This window comes from Bradyrhizobium sp. CCH5-F6, assembly GCF_001556045.1.
Classification (GTDB): Bacteria; Pseudomonadota; Alphaproteobacteria; order Rhizobiales; family Xanthobacteraceae; genus Bradyrhizobium.
Genome location: NZ_LSIC01000015.1, coordinates 27,263 through 45,860, shown reverse-complemented (window position 1 = coordinate 45,860; position 18,598 = coordinate 27,263). Strand labels below are relative to the sequence as shown.

The window sequence follows — 18,598 nt, the reverse complement described above, 5'->3', positions numbered from 1 at the left end:
TAGCGCCTTTCGTCCGTCACCCACGAATACGACTGCGCGATGCGGGATCCTGACCAGTTCTCCTCGGTGAATACGGCCAATTGCGATCGTCCCGTCCCGACCCGTTTGATCCGGATCAAGCCGGAGAGCCCACGATCCGGCAGGATTATCGAAATTGATGAAGCGACATGGAGCCTGTCATGCAAGCACGCGATGTCATGGTGTCCCCCGTGGTGACCGTTGGCCCGCACGCGTCCGTCCAGCAGGTCGCGAAGATCCTGCTGGAACGTCGGATCAGCGCGGTTCCGGTGGTCGATCCCGATAACAAGCTTCTTGGAATCGTGAGTGAAGGCGATCTCATTCATCGGGCGGAAAGCGGCACCGAGCGCCCCTACTCATGGTGGCTGCGCTTGTTGACCGGTGACGCCGAACAGGCAACGGACTACGTCAGATCGCATTCCGTCAAAGTGCAAGACATCATGACGCAAGACGTCGCGACCGCGTCGCCCGAGACACCCTTGAACGATATTGCGATGCTTCTCGAGAAGAGGCAGATCAAACGCGTCCCGATCGTCAACAGAGAAGGTCAGCTCGTCGGGATCGTCAGCCGATCCAATCTGCTTCAGGCCATCGCGAGCGCCAAGCCGAAGCTCGAGATTTCGCTTCCAGATGCGGCCATCAGGAAGAGGTTCTTCGACGAGCTCAAGAAGCAGCCTTGGGCTCATACGCTCAATGTGAATGCCACGGTCCAGGATGGTGTGGTCGATCTCTGGGGCTTCGCGCCGTCACTCGCCGAACGCACGGCTATTCGCGTGGCCGCCGAGGCAATCCCCGGCGTCCAAACCGTCAACGACCACCTGCTTGAAACCCCGACCTTTGTCTATTGATCGCACCGGGATATGACGACGAAGTATGCTACGGTCCTTCACCGTTCGCGTGCTCAAGGACGCGCACGGCGGCCAGGGGCAACCCTGCGAAGCTTGCCCGCGCATCATCGACACTGACGCACGCGATGCCGTTGAAGCCGCGGCGCTGTCGGCACGAAGGTTTTGCCAATTCCGGCCGACGAGATCACGCTCAAGCAATGTCCCTGCTCAGTTCATGGGGAGAGCTAGCGAGAGAGCCGTCATTCAATTCGGGATCAAGCCCGGTTGCTCAGATGATTGGGACGGCGACGAAATTCATTGCACCCGCACGTTTGATCCGGACCAGGATCGTGCGCCGGGATTGCGCACGGGCTTCGTTGACCATTCTATCGAGGTCAGCGCCGGCGACGATGGGCTGTCCTCCGATGCCGAGAATAATGTCGCCGACCTGAAGGCCGCCGCCGGCCGCGCCGCTGCCCGGCCTGATCTCGAGCACCACTACCCCGATTTCCCCGGCACCCGAGACAAGACGTGCCGGCGCGACTGTGAGCCCGAGTTCTACCCGTTCCCTCGGCTCCGCCTGCTTGTCCTTGCCGGTTGCTGGCGTGCGGGGGAGTTCGCCGACCATCACATCGATCGACATCTCCCGCGCATTCCTTAGGATCCGGAGATTGATGACGGTGCCCGGGCTGATCTGAGCCACCGTTCTGGCGAAGTCGCGCGGATTGTTCAGCTCGCGATCGTTGACGAAGGTGATCACGTCACCGACCTCCACGCCCTGCTTGGCTGCCGGTCCTTCGTCGAGTTGCGCAACGAGCGCACCCCGGGTGCTCTTCAGGTCCATCGCGTCGGCGATGCCGGGCGAAACCTCTTGAAGGTAGACGCCGACCCAACCTCGCGAGACGTAGCCTCTCTCTCGGAGCTGACGAACGACGAGCCTCACCGTCTCCGCCGGGACATCAAACGCCACTCCCACGGAGCCGCCCGAGGGCGAGTAGATAACGGTGTTGACCCCGATGACCTCGCCCCTCACGTTGAACGATGGCCCGCCGGAATTGCCCTTATTGACCGGAGCATCGATCTGGATGAATTCGTTGTAGGATTCTCCCCCGATATCACGTCCCCGGGCCGAGACGATCCCGGCGGTGACCGTGCCGCCGAGCCCGAACGGATCTCCGATCGCGAGCACCCAGTCGCCTATCCGCGGCTCCGCCGCAGCAAAGCGGACGTAAGGCAGGTCACCTAGGGCGGAGATCCTGATCAATGCGAGATCGGTGTGCGGGTCACTGCCGATGAGCTTGGCGGAATGGATATTTCCGTTATCCATCGTGACCTCGATGTCGACGCCCTTTGCCACGACGTGCTCGTTCGTGACGATATAACCGTCACCGGAGATCAGGAATCCCGCGCCAACCGTGACATCGGACCCCGGAGCCGGATCCGAGGGAATCTGTACGCCGAACTGCCGAAAGAACCGATCCAATAGCGATCCGGGCGGAGGCAGCTGCGCCCGCTCGCCGTCAACACTTCCCTGCTCGGTCTTCACCCGGATGCCGACGACGGCTGGCCTGACCCGTTCAATGACCTCTGCAAAGCCGACCGGAGCGTTGACACCGGCAGCATCGACCTCGGCCGCGACTGCGTGCGGCGTTCCATCCAGTGCAAGCGTCGCGCCCAACGTCGCGAGATACAGGCTTAACGCGATGATTCTGCCAGCGCAGGCGGCGTCAATAACTCGCGCACCACTGTTTCCGGGAATCACTCTCCTACCCCGTTTCCGCGCTAATGATAGTGAAGCTTGACCTGCTTTCACGCCGACATCTTGATCTGCCTCAACCAAGCTGGTTGCATCGGTTAAGCACCGGAAACAATCCGGCCCGCCTGGCAGAAGTTGCGGCGGCAACGGGCACGAAGCTTGACTTGCCTCAAGACCAGGAAATCATGGCGTGGTCTGCTATTGACATGTTCGGGTATATCAAACCTTTCCTTGAAATCGGATTGGACGACGTTGGTCTGGTGGGCGGCAAGACCGCTTCGCTCGGCGAACTCTATTCTGCGCTCGCGTCGCAAGGAGTTGCTGTGCCCAACGGCTTTGCGATCACGGCGGATGCCTATCGTGAAGCGTTGTCACGGGGCGGCACCGCAGATCAGCTTCACCGGCTCCTCGACGGGATCGACAAGAGCAAGATCAGGACGCTTGCCAGCAAAGCCGCGAAGGCTCGCGAAATCATATACAAGGCCATGGACACGCCCCTGCTACGCAAGCAGGTGGTGGAAGGGTATCGGCAACTCGAGCGTGAGGCCGGAAGCGGGATTGCCGTCGCCGTGCGAAGCTCCGCGACGGCCGAGGATCTGCCGACAGCGAGCTTTGCAGGACAGCACGAGAGCTTTCTCAACGTGCGCGGGGCCAAGGATCTGTTCGAGGCTTGCCGGCGTTGCTTTGCATCCATCTTCACCGATCGTGCGATCTCCTACCGGATCGACAACGGCTTCGATCATTTCAAGGTGGCACTCTCCGTCGCCGTGATGAGAATGGTGCGTTCCGATCTGGCGGCCAGCGGAGTCGTCTTCACGCTCGACACCGAATCCGGCTTTCGTGACGTGGTCTTCGTCACCGGCTGTTACGGTCTCGGGGAGACCATCGTGCAGGGCCAGGTCGATCCGGACGAATTTTACGTCCACAAGACGACGTTGAGCCAGGGTTTTCGCCGGGTGCTGCGGCGCCGGCTCGGAGCCAAGCAGATCCGCATGATCTACGGCAAGCGTGGCGGCGAGCATGCGACGCTCACCCGCAATGTGCCTGACGCCGAACGTCAGAGATTCTGCATTTCAGACCCGGAAGTGCTGAGCCTTGCCGAGATCGCGGTCCGGATCGAGGCCCATTATTCGAAACATGCCGGCGTTGCGATGCCGATGGACATCGAGTGGGCCAAGGACGGCGTCGACGGCAGGCTTTACATCATTCAGGCCCGGCCCGAGACCGTAGCCTCCCAGCGTTCGACGGACTTCTACGAGACCTACAATCTCAAGGGACACGGCCCGGTCATCGTCAGCGGTCGTGCGGTCGGAGAGAAGATCGCATCTGGGCGCACACGGCGCATTTCGACCGCACGCGATCTTGCAGCCTTCCGGCCGGGTGAGATCCTGGTAGCGCCGGCCACCAGCCCGGATTGGGAGCCGGTCATGAAGATCGCAGCCGGCATCATCACCGACAAGGGTGGCCGGACCTGCCATGCCGCGATCGTGGCGCGCGAGCTGGGCATCCCCGCCGTGGTGGGCGCCACGCACGCGACCGAAAAGATCAAGACCGGGACTGACGTCACGATCTGCTGCGCCGAAGGCGATATCGGCAGCGTCTATCAGGGAGTCGTTGCCTTCGACGTTACAAAAACGCCGGTGAACGACCTGCGACAGCCGCGTACGGCCATCATGGTCAATGTTGGAACTCCGGAAATAGCGTTCCGCACAGCGATGCAGCCGCAGGCGGGCGTCGGTCTCGCCCGCATGGAATTCATCATCAGTGAACATATCGGCGTCCACCCGATGGCGCTGCTCAAGCCGGACAAGATCACCAGCGCCAAGGCGCGGGCCGCGATCGCACGGCTGGTGAAGGACTTCAAGAGCCCGGCCGATTTCTTCGTTCAACGATTGGCGGAAGGCATCGGCACCATCGCCGCGGCATTCTATCCGAAGCCCGTGATCGTACGGCTGTCCGATTTCAAAACCAACGAGTATGCCAGCCTGCTCGGCGGCGAGGGCTTCGAGCCCCGGGAAGAGAACCCAATGCTGGGTTTCCGGGGTGCCTCTCGCTACAGCCATCCGGCCTACGCCGAGGGGTTCGCCTTGGAGTGTGCTGCGCTCCGACGGGTGCGGAAGGAGATGGGTCTCTCCAATCTGCGCGTCATGGTGCCGTTTTGCCGGACCGTCGCGGAAGCCCGGCGCGTGATCGCGACGATGGCGACCAATGGACTGAAGCGCGGCGAGGACGGCCTCGAAATCTATGTCATGTGCGAGATCCCCAACAACGTCATCCAGATCGATGCGTTTGCGGAGCTGTTCGATGGCTTCTCGATCGGCTCCAACGATCTCACCCAGCTCACGCTGGGGGTCGACCGGGATTCCGACATCGTGGCCTTCGATTTCGACGAGCGGGATCCGGGAATGCTGGAGATGTTCCGGCAGGCGATAGTCGGCGCCCAGCGCAACGGTCGCCATATCGGCATCTGCGGCGAGGCCCCCGCGAATTATCCGGAGATTGCGCGCTATTTGACGGGACTGGGCATCGATTCGATCAGCGTCAATCCCGCGAGCGTGTTTCGGACCATGGCCGTGGTGGCCGACGCCGAGGCCGATCTGCCGAAATCGGACGCGCGACGCCTTACCGCCCTGTAGCGATTAGATCACAGCCGGGACAGCCGCGGCGTGAATGCGCTCTGCCGCCGCGTTGACCCTGGTCATGGTCTTCGTCAGCTCTTCATAAACCTGGTCCTCGATGGTCACCGTGCCGAAATTCGAATCTTCACCGTCAAATCGCCCTTGCGCCGGCTCATCGGCATGCTCGAACCAGTGATATCCGACCACATTCGGCTTGCTGAGGGCAGCCGCAACGTAGCCCTCGAAAGCTCGGGCGCGCTCCGCTTGGGTCGCGACCCGGGGTCCCCCTCCCTTCGTGTTCGGCAAGCCTGCGTCGTCGCCTCGAAATGAGAATTCGGTGATCAAGCATGGCTTCCCGGCGACAGCATAGGCGTCAATGACCGGACCAGGGTCGAACTCGTAGCAATTGAAGGAGATCACATCGAGATGGCGGCCGGCAGCCGCGATGACGCCTGCCGGTGGCTGATAGCCGAACCGGGATCCGAGCACGAGATGATTGGGATCGGTCGCCTTGATTGCCGAGACACACAGTTCGAAATATTTGTCAGCCACGACGGCCACGAAGGCGTCGCAATCTGCCGAGAAGGCCTCGCGGGCGGGATCTGCCAGGTTAGCCTTGGTCTCGAGCGCGTCGTTCAAGACGCCAGGACGAAGCCTGACGAACGGTGCCGCGACATGTTCGATCCTGCCGAGCTCTTGCCAAGAGCGCGCCTGTGTGCGCCAGACCGCATTGAACCGAGCAAAATCTCGATAGCGCGCCTGCAGTCCTGAGATGGCGGCGCCCCTGCCGGGTCGACGAGACGGCAGGTTCAGGAACAGCGTCAGAAGCTCGTCGGTATTGCGCCAGTCAGGTGACCAGTAGAGTTCGTTGTCGATGAAGGTCCCGAGCAGGCCGGGATCATTGCGGCGATGCCTGCAACGTTGATCGGCGCTTGCGCGAATATGCGCCGAGAATTCGGGATCGAAGACGTCCGGGAAGACCTGATCGCGCCGGTGCAAGCGGAAAGATGCGCCTAGCTCCGCGATCGGCGTGGTTGCCAGCAATTGCGATCCCGAGCTGGCGACGAGTTCGTCTGACCAGCAACCGACCGTGTTGAAGGCCCAGCTTGCCAGCCGGTCAGACACAGCAGTACGCCAGATCTGCAGGCTACCATATTTGGCTCGGCAGGCCTCTGCGTAGGGCACGCGGTCGGTCCCCCCGATGCGTTCCTGATCGAAGCGGATCGTATTGACCCCCTTCGAGAGAAAGCGGCCCCCGTCCGGATCGACAAGCCAGAATACGCCATTGCGCTCGGCAACGCGAAAGTAGCCGCTCCCGCTGAGACCGCTATCGACGACCCCGCCCCATTTCGTTCTTTGCACTGCAGACCCCAGCAACGGTCTTAGGATGTCAATCCTTTGCACGGCCGAGCCGGGACTTGTTGAGATAGCTCAAGACCGCCCAGAACCCGCGTGATTACCAATGTCACGACAATCACTGTGGGCTGAACCAAGCAGGTCGTTCATGTCGACAACGAAACTGCCAAACACCACGAGCCTGCGCCCGGATTTCATCTGGGGCGTTTCCACCTCGAGCTTCCAGATCGAGGGAGCGACGCGGGAGGACGGCCGCGGACTGAGCATCTGGGACATCCACTGCCAAAGCGGTGCCATCAAGAATCGCGACACCGGCGATGTCGCGTGCGACCATTATCATCGCTATCGCGAAGATGTTGGCCTGATGAAGGCCCTGGGCGTGCAGGCTTACCGCTTCTCGGTGGCCTGGCCGCGCGTGCTGCCGCAAGGGTGGGGATCGGCCAACGAGGCCGGCCTCGCGTTTTACGATCGCCTGATCGACGAGCTCTTGGCGGCGGAAATCGAGCCATGGCTGTGCCTCTATCATTGGGACCTGCCCCAAGCTCTGGAGGAGCGGGGCGGCTGGCTCAACCCGGAGTCCACGGCATGGTTCGCCGACTACACGGCTCTGGCCGCCAAGCGCTTTGGCGACCGGGTCAAGCGTTTCGCGACATTCAACGAACCGTCGATCTTCACTCTCTTCGGCCGCTCGCTCGGCAAGCGGGATTGCGGAAGCGAGGACGAACTCCACCGCACGATCCACCACGTCAATCTCGCGCATGGGGCGGCCGTGGATGTGCTGCGCGCAAGCGTCGCCGGCGCCTCGATCGGATGCATCCACAATCGACAGCCCTGCCGGCCTGCCAGCGGAAACGAAGCCGATGCGGCCGCGGCGGCGCGCCTGGACGTTTATTGGAACGATGCGTTTCCTGACCCGCAATGCCGCGGCGCCTATCCGCCGTCGATGCGGACGGCGATCGAACCGCATATGAAGGCGGGTGACTTGGCGCGCATTTGCCGTCCGGTCGATTGGTTCGGACTGAACCACTATAGTCCGGTCTATGTGAAAGCGAACGCGGATTCGATGCTGGGTTACGACTTCGGCGATAAGCCTGCCGGCGCCCCCTTGACGCCGATCGATTGGCCGATCGATCCCGAGGCTTTCCGGCAAACCCTCGAGTCCGTCCACGCGCGTTATGGGCTGCCGATCTACGTCCTCGAAAACGGATACGGCAGCTTCGACGAGCCCGACCAGACGGGCGCGGTGAACGATAGTGGCCGAATTGAATTCCTGAAGGCCTATATCGAGGCGATGAACGCCGCCGCCTCCAGCGGTGTCGATGTGCGCGGCTATTTCATCTGGTCGCTGCTCGACAATTTCGAATGGGACTCGGGTTACAGTACCAGGTTCGGTCTGACGTATGTGGATTATGCCTCGCTGCGGCGGATACCGAAATCCTCATTCGGCTGGTACACCGAGCTGATCAAGGCGAGGCACTCGTCATGACAGCGACCTCATCGACGACGGCCACTCTACTCGCCGACATCGGGGGGACCAACGCTCGCTTCGCCCTCTTGGCGGGCGGCAGGCTCAGTCCCATCGCTCATATGGCCGTCGGCGATTTCGGCACCTTTCAGCAAGCTCTCGCGGCTTATCTCGACGCTACAGCGCAGGCCGGACCAATTCGGCATGCCGTCTTCGCCGCGTCCGGCCCGATTCAGAAGGGCCGCTGTGCTCTTACCAGCAATTCCTGGATCATCGATGCAGCAGAGCTGTGCAGCAATGACGGGGTCTCATCGGTACGTCTGATTAATGATTTCGAAGCGGTGGCGTGGGCCCTGCCCCGACTTCCGCCGAGCAGCCTGCTGCAGCTCGGCGGACGGGAACGTGTTGCGTGCGCACCGCTCGCTGCAGTGGGCCCCAGCCGGGCGGCCGTCGACATGTTTTCCGCGATGCTGGGATCAGTCGCCGGCAATCTCGCGCTCGCGGTCGGCGCAAAGGGCGGCATCTTCATTGCCGGAGGCATCTTGCGTCACATGCCGAAATTTCTCGTCGCGTCGCTATTTCGCGCGCGTTTCGAAGACAAGGGACGGCTCAAGGCATATCTCGCGCCGATACCTGCCTATCTCGCTCTCGACGACGACGTCGCATTCGTCGGCCTGCGCGCTCTGAGGGAGGCCGAAGGTCTTGGCTGAGACAGCGCCCATCCAGATCGTTACGCTGACCATCAACCCGGCTGTCGATATCTCGACATCGGTCAAGAAGATGCAGCCGTTCGTCAAAATGCGCTGCGCGGAGGCTCAGCGCGATCCCGGCGGAGGCGGTATCAACGTCGCCCGCGTTCTGAAGCGGCTCGGTACGGAAGCCACCGCCATCTATCCGGCCGGGGGCGCTACCGGGCAAACCCTGACGGCGCTGGTTGAGCGCGAGGCCGTGCGAAGCATCGTGATCCCGACATCGAACAATACCCGCGAGGACATCACAGTATTCGACGAGACCACCCGCGAGCAATTTCGCCTGGTCTTTCCGGGTGCATTCCTCAGCGAGTTCGAATGGCAGCAGTGCCTCGACGCAATCGCCCGCATTAGCTGTCAGGCGGCGTTTGTCATCGCAAGCGGCAGCCTTCCGCCGGGCGCGCCAGACGATTTCTATGGCAGGGTCGTACGGGCATCGAAGGGCACCGCCAGGGTCATCGTGGATACGACGGGCGCCGCGCTGAAGGCCGCACTGGAGGCGGGCATTTATCTTATCAAGCCCAACCTTCGGGAGTTTCAGGACCTTGCAGGGATCAGCAGCGCCGATGAGCCATCTCTCATCACAGCGGGGCGCCGTCTGTTCGATCGCTACCACGTCGAGATCATCGCGCTATCGATGGGCTCGCAGGGCGCGTTGCTCCTGACCCGCGACACGGCCTTGCGTGCGAATGGCCTGCCGATCGAGCCCGTCAGCGTGTCAGGCGCGGGTGACAGTTTCCTGGGGGCGATGCTGTCGAGCCTGATACATGGCGATGACCTGGAAAGAGCATTTCGATACGGCGTCGCCGGCGGCTCGGCCGCGCTGCTCAGCCCTGGCACGGGGCTTTGCCTCGCCGAGGACGTTCACCGCCTAGCCGCGAGCGTAAACGTCACAGAGATCGCCGGCTATCATGCCTAAAGCAGAATGGGCTTAGGTTGAATCGATTGCCGCGGCTCGTTCACCTCTCCCGCTTGCGGGAGAGGGAGCTCACTTCCGCTGCAGCTATTAAACCCGATCGCATCACGCTTTAGGGACGCGGGATATCGGCTTCCCGACGAACGGCAGTTGCTGCTACGTTTCTGGACATACGCGAGCGGCATTTGGCGGCGAAAACCCGGCTGCCTGGGCCTGGATGCTCACTGTCATGCTCGTCGCAACCGTCGTCCTGCAGTTTCTGACCAGGACTTCCTCGACTATTGGAATTGCAACTTCTTCAATGCCGTCGAACGCAACGCTATAGCGTGAGAATCTGCGAGATCTACCGGAGAGTTTTCGATGGACGGAGGTTGTTCCCCCATCTCAAGTAGCCCGCTCTGGGATCCGCTACCAAGCGATGGGCAGGTTCAATCCAGATGAGCCATCCTTTGTCCAGCACCACCTTGGACCGCCTCAGTTCGCTAGAAAGACGCCATGGAAGACAGGGTTCTCAGGGGGAAGTCAGTCAGCGAACTTGGCAACGCCTGGTGGTAGATCTCCCTTACGGCCTCGAAAGCTTGACGAATGTACCTCAGCTCCAGGGCGGCGAGACGTATACCGATCCCCGCCCGCGCCGGCGATGCGCTCGCTGCCCCATAGAGCCCGCGGATTCGCTCCAGAGCCGCTGTCAGCTTGCCATGCAGAACCGGCAGATCATGGCCAGGCGGGAGCACCATGAATGCCGATCCGAAGGCCGCGTAGCCACGAAAGAGGCTGCGGTCTGGACGGCATATACGGGTGCGCTCCACGAGCAGAGGCTCGCCGCCCGATCTCCTCAGGCAGAAGGTCGATTCCAACCGCCGGAAATAGCGGCCCTCGCCCGAGGCGTCGTGCATCGTGAACGCATCGAAGATCAATGCATAAGCGTCGGTCGCGCAGTCAAGTTCGACGGCCTGTGACAACGCCGAATCGGGAAACATGATGCGCGGCTCGGGCAGATATTCGAGACTGGCGCAGCTCGCGACATCAAGCTTCACCGTCTCGACCGCGCACGCCGTTGGGTCGGCGCGATGAACCGACGTCGCGCCCTGGTTGGTCAGGCAGACGGCCGTCCCGGGGCCAAGCATAAGCCGTTGTACGAGGTTGTCCTCTCCGTGAACCGCCCCGCTGGCCGTCTGCACAATCACGCTGAGGCAATCCGGCCGATCTGGATCGACATGAAAGCTGCGCGTGAGCACGAATGGCCAGGCGAACATCCGTCGGTCGATCACGGTACGGCCGGCACGACGAACGAAGCTGAGGTCGAGCCGCGCTGCGTCGCTCGCCGTTGCGCTATTCATGTCCTGAACAACACTTCGCGCTCGAGGAGATCGACGATCGATTCGATGCCCTCGCCGCGGCGACAATTGGTGAGCAGGACCGGACGATCCCCGCGGACGTTCAATGCGTCACGATGCATGCACTCCAAATCCACGCCAACGTAAGGCGCCAGATCGACCTTGTTGATGACGAGAAGGTCGGCGCGAACGACACCCGGACCGCGCTTGCGCGGAATATCGTCGCCTCCGGCCACGTCGATCACAAACATCCAAAAGTCCGTCAGATCGCGCGAGAACGTCGAGGCGAGGTTGTCGCCGCCACTTTCGAGGAGTATCAACTCGACTCCCGGGAAGCGGCGTTCGAGCTCATCCGCGGCTTCAATGTTGAGCGTGGGATCCTCGCGAATTACGGTGTGCGGACACGCGCCCGCCTCGACCGCAGACACCCGTGCCGGATCGATCAACCCGGAGCGCCTGATCCGCTCGGCGTCCTCGGCCGTGACGAGATCGTTGGTTATGACGGCGATATCGATGCCCCGCGCCGTTAGTGCTGGAATCAGGCACTCCACCAATGCAGTCTTGCCTGAACCGACAGGTCCTCCGATTCCAACCCGTGCGGCCGCGATCCGTGGCTGCGCCAATCCATGGCTGAGCGAGAGCCGGCTCATCGGAGCATGTACCGTCTTGCCAACGGCACCTTCGTCGCTGGCGGGCACATCAGAAGCTTTCCATCAGCCCGAACCTCGAACGTTTGCGGGTCGACCTCGACATGCGGCGTCGCGGTGTTGCGAACCATGTCTGCCTTCCGCAATTTGCGTACATTCTTGATCTGGACGGGGGCACGTTCAAGGCCGAGCTTGCGCGTCACATCGGCCTCCATGGCGAGCTTCGACATGAAGTTGACGCCCAGTCTTTGCGGTGCGGCACCGAGCGCCCCCCACATCCGTTTCTGGATCATCGGTTCCGACAGACCGAGGCTGCCGTTGCCGTCGCCCATGGCTGCCCAGACGACAAAACCGTTCTTGATCACCATGTAGGGCTTGATGCCGAAGGAAGCGCGCGGCCAGAGAACGAGGTCGGCCATCTTGCCGGGCTCGATCGAACCGACGAGGTTATCGATGCCCACCGCAATGGCGGGATTGATGGTCAGCTTGGCAATGTAGCGCTTGATGCGCTCATTGTCCGCACGTGCCGTCTTTTCCTCGGGCAGGCGGCCGATCCGGTCCTTCATCACGCTCGCGAGCTGCCAGCACTTCGCGACGTTCTCGGCGAGGCGTCCCATGCCTTGCGTATCGGTGCCGAAGATCGATATCGCCCCCATGTCGTGCAGAAAGTCTTCCGCCGCCATCGACTGGGCGCGCACCCGTGCCTCGCCGAACATCACGTCTTCGGGCGCATTGTAGTTGAGCTGATGACAGATCATCGTCATCGGCACGCCCTCTTCCATTCCGTAAGACGTGTACGGATTGGTCGGATTGGTCGAGGATGGAATAACGTTATCCCACGACACAACCTTGAGTAGGTCCGGGGCGTGACCGCCGCCAGCGCCCTCCACGTGGTACATATGGATGGTGCGGCCCTCGACGGCCGCCATCGTATCCTCGCAGAACCCGTATTCGTTGATCGAGTCGGTGTGGAGGTGAACTGCGAAATCATTGCGGTCTGCCGCAACGAGGCTTTGATCAATCACCGCGGGGGCGGCGCCGAAATCCTCGTGAATCTTCACGGACATGCCGCCGGCCGCAACCGCTTCTTCAATCGCCTCGGGGTTGGACCCCGCACGTCCGAACAAGGCGAAATTGAGCGGCGAAAATTCGATCGCCTGAAGGAAGCGCGCGAAGGTCGAAGCGGCCCCGCTGCCGACGTCAAAAACCGGCCCTGAACCGTTTCCGACCAGCGTGGTCGTCCCGCCGGAGAGTGCATGGTCGGATTGCTCGGGCGAGATCAGGTGCGCGTGCGATTCAATGGCACCGGCGGTGACGATGAAAGGACCGCCAGCAATCGGAGCCGTCGTATGGCCCACCACCATGTCGGGATGCACATCGGGCATCACGTCGGGATTGCCCGCCTTGCCGATGCCGACGATGCGCCCGTCGCGGATGCCGATGTCGGCCTTCACGATGCCGGCGACTGCGTCGACGATGGTGGCGTTCTTGATGACAACGTCGAGAGCCTTGTGCGAGGCAGTCCTGTAGGCGTTGACGCCTTCGCCATCGCGCAGGTTCTTTCCCGCACCAACCAGCAATTCGTGCCCGTAGGTGGTGTAGTCGTGCTCGATCTCGGCGAGCAGGCTGGTGTCGGCCAGTCGCACGAGGTCGCCCTTGGTCGGTCCGTAGAGCTCACCGTAGGCCTTGCGTGACAATATCGCCATGGTCAGGCTCCCAGATAGCCGCGGGCGCGAGCCTGCTTCAGCGCATCATCCCTCGCGGATGGCGCATCCAGCGAGCCGTTTACGAGGCCCGCCTGCCCATGCACAACGCGATCACCCGAAATCGGAACAAGCCGCACGGACTTGGTGACCCCCGGCTCGAAGCGGATACCGGCGCCCGCGGGACGGTCGACCTTCATGCCCCAGGCTGCCGCGCGATCGAAGAGCAAGGCGCGATTGACCTCGAAGAAATGGGTGTGGCTGCGGACCTGAACGTCACGGTCGCCGGTATTCGTGACATCGATCGTGATCGCGGCAAGGCCTGCGAAGCTCTCGATGTCTCCACCACCGGCGATGATCTCACCGGGCACGATATCGTCTGCGATGGATGTGTCACTGGGACCGACCGGTTCGAAAAGCGCCATCACCTTGGTTCCTTCAGCGAACATGCATTCGATATAGAGCATCGGAATCATCTGCCCGACGCCGGGCTCGACATCGTCCGACGTCAACAATCGGCCTGCCATGTCGCGGATCTCCGCATAAGGCATGTTACGGCGCGCCGCGGTCATGACCTCGTCCGTAATGTAGGCGACCGCCTCGGGATGGCTCAGCCGGATCCCAAGCGACCGATTGCGGCGTGCCATTTGTGCGGCATTGAAGATGACGAGGCGATCCATCTCGGTCGGTGAAAGATTCATCATGGGAAAGCACCCTCTCTCATGTCGTGAACATGCGGACATGTCGCAGCGGTCCGCGCGAAACCGCGATGTCGATGAACGGCGTGAAGCTCGCTGGCAATGCATCGGGAGGCGGCGTTTCCTCGAGCAAGCCCGCCAGCAACATGCGTGCGGCGTCCTGGCTGCGCTGCGCCTCGATGTGGCCGACAATCCCGAGCCGGGCGGCGGCGCTGACGAGGCCGGTCACGAGTGTCCAGCCCGAGACCAGTTCTGCTGCCTCCAGGCTGAGCCCCGCGTCCCGGCCGACGATGGCCTGCACAATGGCCAGATGGCCGAGCCTGGTGTCCGACGACACCAGGCTGCGGTAAGCGGCCGATAGCGGTCCGTCGAGCTTTGACCATACCCCGAGCAGCGCCCTGCCCGCCCGCCGCGATCCTTCCCGCATTTCGGCCGAAGGTGTTGCCGCCTCAGCCAGGCGATCCACGCGCGCGATGGCCGCACAATCGTCTGCCTGAAAGGCCTGGCGCAGCAGAATACGGTCCATGCTTGCCCAGCGTCGCTCGAGCTGGTCCGCAATAATCCGGTCGAGCTCGCTGCGATTGACAAGCATGCCGTCCGCAGCAAGTCCTTCCAGCCCCCAGGAGAATGCAAAGCCGCCAGCCGGATAGGCACTGTCCCCGAGCTGCAACAAAGCCAGCGTCTGCAATCTGTCAAACAGCATCGCTCTCCACGATCTCGCCCGCCTCGAGCAGCGGCCTGATCCGTGCCCGGTAAGTGTCGAGCGGCCCGTCCAGCAGGACAACAAGGAGATCGCCCTCGAAACGAACCCGCCAATGCAGGTTGCCGGCATTCCAGCCGAGCTTCAGCGCGGCAGCTTGGTTGACTGGCTTCAATCGCCAGCATTCTTGCTCGCCGAAGCGGACGATGATGGCGCGATCATGTGCGAGAAATAGCAGCGCCCCGTCGACCAGATCCTCGTCCCGGTCCAGGCTGACGGCGCAATCGGTTCCGCGATCGGTCGTCAAGCGAAAGCGCTTGCGGCCGACGTCGGACGGCGGCACGAACAGGAGCTCGATCCCGCCATGATGCTCGACGTGGTGGAGACGGCCTGCATAGGCCGCGTCGTCGGATCGTCCGATGATGCCGTGAAGCCGTAACGTCACGATACCCTCCCGCAAATGACCAATGGAACCGGCTCACCGCATTGTTGCCGACACCTCCTTCGAGGTCACCAAGGTGACCTCGCCATCCAGGATGGACTTGGCAATTCCGAAGAAGGTCGCGACGACCGCCGAACTGTTGTGGCGATCCATCGCGGCCTTGTCGGCAAATCGCTCGTACGTCGTGAACACACACGGATCTTCCTCGCTCTGCGAGATGAAAAATCCGATCGTGTCCGGCTCGTTGGCCGCGACATTTTCGGCGACGGCCACCAACGCGTCGCGCATCGTCACCTCGTGGCCGGACTTTGCCTTGATGACGGCGGTGATGGTGATCATCAGAATTTCTTCCAATCACCGTCGGCTTCGAACGCGCTGGCCGCCTGATAGATGGTCGCCTCGTCATAGTCCTTGGCGATCAGCATCAGGCCGACCGGAAGGCCGTCCGACAGGCCGCAGGGAATGGTCATCGCGGGATGGCCGGTTACGTCGAACGGACTGGTCGTGGCCGTCATTTCAAAGGCACGCTCGACGATCTCGGCAAGCGGCGCGTCCTTGGCCGGGATCGGCGTGGCGACACAGGGCAAGGTGGGCATCAGCAGCAGATCGTAGGAGCCGAATACCGCATCATAGGCCGCCTTGGCGGCGATCGCGATGTTGCGTGATTTGGCATAGTAACGACCGCGATAATGGCTGACGCCCCACTGCCCGACCAGCATGGTGAGCTTGAGCGTTTCCGACAGGTCGTCGGCACGCGCACGCCAACCGGAATGGGCGTCGAGCAGGCCCACGTCATAGAGACCCTTCCAGTTGAAGCCCATGCCGTTGCCGATCATCATCTGGACCAGGAATCCTTCCAGCGTGATCGGGTTCCAGGCCGCGAGTGCATGAAGATGTTCGGGAATCGACACTTCCGACACGCTGGCGCCGAGCTTGGCGAACCGCTCTGCGCCGGCCTTCACCTTGGACGCGACGCCTTCCTGCATGTTCGCAACGGCAAATCCTTCCTTGAGGATTCCGATCTTCATGCCCTTGACGCCCTTGCGGAGCATCTCGGTGTAGCTCGTGACCTTCGGCGCATATTGGCGTGGATCGAGTCCGTCGGGGCCGGCCAGCACCTCCAGCAACAGCGCGTTGTCGGCGACGTTGGCCGTCATCGGGCCGGTGTGGTCGATGGTCGATTCGATCGGCATCACGCCCGTATACGGCACGAGCCCGTGCGTCGGCTTCATGCCGTAGATGCCGCAATAGGATGCCGGGATACGGATCGAGCCGCCTTGATCGCCGCCGATCGACATGTCGACCTCGCCGGCTGCGACCAGCGCGGCGCTTCCCGACGAGGAGCCGCCGGCCGAATAGCCCATCTTGAGCGGATTGTGAACCGGCGCGGGATTGGAGGTGTGGCTGCCGCCCGACAGGCAGAAATGCTCGCACACGGCCTTGCCGACAATGGTGCCGCCGGCATCGAGAATGCGGGTCACGATCGTTGCGTCGGCGGCGGGAATGAAGCCCTCGAGCGTGGTCGAGCCGTTCATCATGGGGACGCCGGCCAAGGCGACGTTGTCCTTCAGCACGATGGTGCGACCCGCGAGCTTGCCGGTGGCTGCGCCCTTGACCTCGGTCTTGATCGCCCACGCGCCGTATTTGTTGTCTTTCGGCATCGGCTTGGAGCCGGGCGTGCGCGGATATTTGACGGGTGGCAGCGGGTTCGGCAGCTCGTCGATGACGTCGTACGCGTCGAACATCCCGCCCATCAGCGCAAGATAGCTTCCGGCTTCTTCGACCGTCATGTTCATGTGCAGGCTCGCGGCGAGCTCGGCGACATCTTCGGCAGTCGGGCGTTTGATAGACATAAGTCATCCTTTCTTGTGAGAACAAGCCGGCAGCAAGAGAACCAGCGATCGTAACGACCGGCGCAGCCGCGCCGGAAACTGAACCTAGGTTGGATGCATGGCGCCGTCCCGAACCAGAAGGCTTTCCCGGTCGAGCTCGCCGGTGATGCGCCCCTTCTGGATATTGAGGATCCGGTCCGACAGTGAGGTGATGAACTCGAGGTTCTGCTCGACAACGATCAGCGACATGTTCCACCGCTTCTTCAGCGCGAGCAGCGTCTCGACGATCTCTTCGATGATCGATGGCTGGATACCCTCGGTGGGCTCGTCCAGCAGGATCAGCCGGGGCTTCGTGCAGAGACAGCGCGCCAATGCCAGCAATTGCTGCTCACCGCCCGACAGGGCCCCACCACGCCGGTCGAGCAGTCGCACCAGGCGCGGAAAGTCCTGAAGCACCGCGTCGATGACCGATCGATCCTCCTTCGGCGCCGCCGCCAGGCCCATTCGCAGGTTCTCGAGGACGCTCAGGTCAGGAAATATCTCTCGTCCTTGCGGCACCAGCCCGATCCCGAGCCTGGACCGTTCGTGCGGCTTGAGATGGGTGATCGGCTTGCCGGAGAGCGTGACGGTGCCACCCGTCGTCGGCAAATGCCCCATCAGCGCACGCAGCGTCGTGGTCTTGCCCATCCCGTTGTGGCCGAGAATGCCGAGATACTCGCCATCCTGAACCGTCATGTCGAGACCAAACAGGATTGGAATGCGGCCGTAGCCGGATCGCAAATCCCGCACCTCGAGAAGGGTGCTCATGCCGCCACCTTCTTGCCGAGATAGACGTCGCGCACGCGCTGATCTGCCAGGACCTTGTCCACGGTGTCTTCGACCAGCACCCGCCCCTGATGAAAGACCGTCACCTTCTTCGCGATCTGCTTGATGAACTCCATGTCGTGCTCGACAACGATGATGGCCCGGGTCTGGTTGATCTCGCGGATGATGGCGGCAGTGTGCAGGGTCTCCTCGTCGGTCATCCCGGCGGCGGGCTCGTCGAGCAGGATCAACTCCGGCTCGGCCGCAAGCACCATGCCGATCTCGACCCACTGCCGTTGGCCGTGTGACAGCGTCGCCACGATGCGGTCGGCATGATCCGACAACCGGATCATCTGCAAGACCGCATCGACCGCGGGCCCCTGGGCGCGCGGTGTCGCTTTCCGCCGAACAGCGAGCCAGATGTTCTCTCGCACCGACAGACCGTTGAAGACGTTCGGCACCTGGGTCTTGATGCCGATTCCCATGCGAGCGATCTCGTGCGACAGCTTGCCGGCGATCGGCTGGCCTCGAAACGCAATCGCACCCGAGGTCGGCACGAGCTGTCCAGTCAGCGTCTTGAAGAAAGTGCTCTTGCCGGCGCCATTGGGCCCGATCAGGCAGCGCAGCTCCATCTCTTCCAAAGTGAAGGTGATGTCGTCATTGGCGACCACGCCGCCAAAACGCATCGTGAGGTGCTCGGCCTTGAGCAGGGGTACGAGGTCCGCCATCG

17 protein-coding genes are annotated in these 18,598 nt (G+C 62.3%); 5 read left to right on the top strand and 12 right to left on the bottom strand.

The window, feature by feature from the left end; all coding sequences use genetic code 11:
* Positions 1-179 precede the first annotated feature (179 nt).
* The gene (locus tag AX729_RS02880; RefSeq protein ID WP_061020438.1) at positions 180-866 is read left to right on the top strand and encodes a CBS domain-containing protein; all 687 of its coding nucleotides are present in this window, start codon (positions 180-182) and stop codon (positions 864-866) included.
* A 268-nt stretch (positions 867-1,134) separates the two neighbouring features.
* Here the strand turns inward: AX729_RS02880 and AX729_RS02875 are convergent, their stop codons facing one another.
* Positions 1,135-2,607, bottom strand: coding sequence for a trypsin-like peptidase domain-containing protein (locus AX729_RS02875; protein ID WP_197433520.1), 1,473 nt, complete (start codon positions 2,605-2,607; stop codon positions 1,135-1,137).
* 200 nt (positions 2,608-2,807) lie between these two features.
* On the opposite strand from AX729_RS02875, the gene ppsA reads away from it, so the two are divergent.
* A complete protein-coding gene (gene ppsA / locus AX729_RS02870; protein WP_061020391.1) occupies positions 2,808-5,237 on the top strand; it encodes a phosphoenolpyruvate synthase in 2,430 nt (809 codons plus the stop codon).
* 3 nt (positions 5,238-5,240) lie between these two features.
* Here the strand turns inward: ppsA and AX729_RS02865 are convergent, their stop codons facing one another.
* Positions 5,241-6,581, bottom strand: a complete 1,341-nt coding sequence (locus AX729_RS02865) for a glycoside hydrolase 5 family protein (RefSeq protein WP_061020390.1) — start codon at positions 6,579-6,581, stop codon at positions 5,241-5,243.
* Between the two features lie 142 nt (positions 6,582-6,723).
* Between AX729_RS02865 and AX729_RS02860 the strand changes: the two genes are divergently transcribed.
* Genes AX729_RS02860 through AX729_RS02850 form a run of 3 tightly spaced genes read left to right on the top strand, consistent with a single transcriptional unit; the run spans position 6,724 to position 9,708 of the window.
* On the top strand, positions 6,724-8,061 hold the full coding sequence (locus AX729_RS02860; RefSeq protein ID WP_061020389.1) for a GH1 family beta-glucosidase: 1,338 nt from the start codon (positions 6,724-6,726) through the stop codon (positions 8,059-8,061).
* On the top strand, positions 8,058-8,750 hold the full coding sequence (locus AX729_RS02855) for a glucokinase (RefSeq protein ID WP_063817210.1): 693 nt from the start codon (positions 8,058-8,060) through the stop codon (positions 8,748-8,750). The genes AX729_RS02860 and AX729_RS02855 overlap by 4 nt, the downstream gene beginning before the upstream one ends.
* Positions 8,743-9,708, top strand: a complete 966-nt coding sequence (locus AX729_RS02850; RefSeq protein ID WP_061020387.1) for a 1-phosphofructokinase family hexose kinase — start codon at positions 8,743-8,745, stop codon at positions 9,706-9,708. The genes AX729_RS02855 and AX729_RS02850 overlap by 8 nt, the downstream gene beginning before the upstream one ends.
* 479 nt (positions 9,709-10,187) lie before the next feature.
* On the opposite strand, the gene AX729_RS02845 is transcribed toward AX729_RS02850, so the two are convergent.
* From AX729_RS02845 to AX729_RS02800, 10 genes are all read right to left on the bottom strand, one after another.
* Complete coding sequence (locus AX729_RS02845) at positions 10,188-11,045, bottom strand: urease accessory protein UreD (RefSeq protein ID WP_061020386.1); 858 nt, start codon at positions 11,043-11,045, stop codon at positions 10,188-10,190.
* Entirely contained in the window at positions 11,042-11,692 is a 651-nt protein-coding gene (ureG, locus tag AX729_RS02840; RefSeq protein WP_061020385.1) for an urease accessory protein UreG, read from the bottom strand. The genes AX729_RS02845 and ureG overlap by 4 nt, the downstream gene beginning before the upstream one ends.
* Positions 11,689-13,395: an urease subunit alpha gene (gene ureC, locus AX729_RS02835; RefSeq protein WP_061020384.1), complete on the bottom strand. Its 1,707-nt coding sequence runs from the start codon at positions 13,393-13,395 to the stop codon at positions 11,689-11,691. The genes ureG and ureC overlap by 4 nt, the downstream gene beginning before the upstream one ends.
* 2 nt (positions 13,396-13,397) lie before the next feature.
* Complete coding sequence (gene ureB / locus AX729_RS02830; RefSeq protein WP_082770320.1) at positions 13,398-14,096, bottom strand: urease subunit beta; 699 nt, start codon at positions 14,094-14,096, stop codon at positions 13,398-13,400.
* A 16-nt stretch (positions 14,097-14,112) separates the two neighbouring features.
* Positions 14,113-14,778, bottom strand: a complete 666-nt coding sequence (locus AX729_RS02825) for an urease accessory protein UreF (RefSeq protein WP_245325029.1) — start codon at positions 14,776-14,778, stop codon at positions 14,113-14,115.
* A 4-nt stretch (positions 14,779-14,782) separates the two neighbouring features.
* Positions 14,783-15,235, bottom strand: coding sequence for an urease accessory protein UreE (gene ureE, locus AX729_RS02820; RefSeq protein ID WP_061020436.1), 453 nt, complete (start codon positions 15,233-15,235; stop codon positions 14,783-14,785).
* Between the two features lie 33 nt (positions 15,236-15,268).
* Complete coding sequence (locus tag AX729_RS02815) at positions 15,269-15,571, bottom strand: putative quinol monooxygenase (RefSeq protein ID WP_061020383.1); 303 nt, start codon at positions 15,569-15,571, stop codon at positions 15,269-15,271.
* Positions 15,571-17,085, bottom strand: a complete 1,515-nt coding sequence (locus AX729_RS02810; RefSeq protein WP_061020382.1) for an amidase — start codon at positions 17,083-17,085, stop codon at positions 15,571-15,573. The genes AX729_RS02815 and AX729_RS02810 overlap by 1 nt, the downstream gene beginning before the upstream one ends.
* Positions 17,086-17,169: 84 nt before the next feature.
* Positions 17,170-17,871 carry an ABC transporter ATP-binding protein gene (locus AX729_RS02805; protein ID WP_061020381.1) on the bottom strand — a complete coding sequence of 234 codons (702 nt, stop codon included), beginning with the start codon at positions 17,869-17,871 and terminating at the stop codon, positions 17,170-17,172.
* Positions 17,868-18,596, bottom strand: coding sequence for an ATP-binding cassette domain-containing protein (locus tag AX729_RS02800; RefSeq protein ID WP_061020380.1), 729 nt, complete (start codon positions 18,594-18,596; stop codon positions 17,868-17,870). Before AX729_RS02800 ends, AX729_RS02805 begins: the two co-directional genes overlap by 4 nt.
* Positions 18,597-18,598 lie beyond the last annotated feature (2 nt).

Excerpts from the sequence above, each read along its gene's own strand:
- ureC (WP_061020384.1), bottom strand. The coding sequence starts at position 13,395 with ATGGCGATATTGTCACGCAAGGCCTACGGTGAGCTCTACGGACCGACC.
- AX729_RS02805 (WP_061020381.1), bottom strand. The coding sequence starts at position 17,871 with ATGAGCACCCTTCTCGAGGTGCGGGATTTGCGATCCGGCTACGGCCGC.
- AX729_RS02860 (WP_061020389.1), top strand. The coding sequence starts at position 6,724 with ATGTCGACAACGAAACTGCCAAACACCACGAGCCTGCGCCCGGATTTC.
- AX729_RS02815 (WP_061020383.1), bottom strand. The coding sequence starts at position 15,571 with ATGATCACCATCACCGCCGTCATCAAGGCAAAGTCCGGCCACGAGGTG.
- AX729_RS02845 (WP_061020386.1), bottom strand. The coding sequence starts at position 11,045 with ATGAATAGCGCAACGGCGAGCGACGCAGCGCGGCTCGACCTCAGCTTC.
- AX729_RS02800 (WP_061020380.1), bottom strand. The coding sequence starts at position 18,596 with ATGGCGGACCTCGTACCCCTGCTCAAGGCCGAGCACCTCACGATGCGT.
- ppsA (WP_061020391.1), top strand. The coding sequence starts at position 2,808 with ATGTTCGGGTATATCAAACCTTTCCTTGAAATCGGATTGGACGACGTT.
- AX729_RS02810 (WP_061020382.1), bottom strand. The coding sequence starts at position 17,085 with ATGTCTATCAAACGCCCGACTGCCGAAGATGTCGCCGAGCTCGCCGCG.
- ureG (WP_061020385.1), bottom strand. The coding sequence starts at position 11,692 with ATGAGCCGGCTCTCGCTCAGCCATGGATTGGCGCAGCCACGGATCGCG.
- AX729_RS02855 (WP_063817210.1), top strand. The coding sequence starts at position 8,058 with ATGACAGCGACCTCATCGACGACGGCCACTCTACTCGCCGACATCGGG.
- ureB (WP_082770320.1), bottom strand. The coding sequence starts at position 14,096 with ATGATGAATCTTTCACCGACCGAGATGGATCGCCTCGTCATCTTCAAT.
- AX729_RS02880 (WP_061020438.1), top strand. The coding sequence starts at position 180 with ATGCAAGCACGCGATGTCATGGTGTCCCCCGTGGTGACCGTTGGCCCG.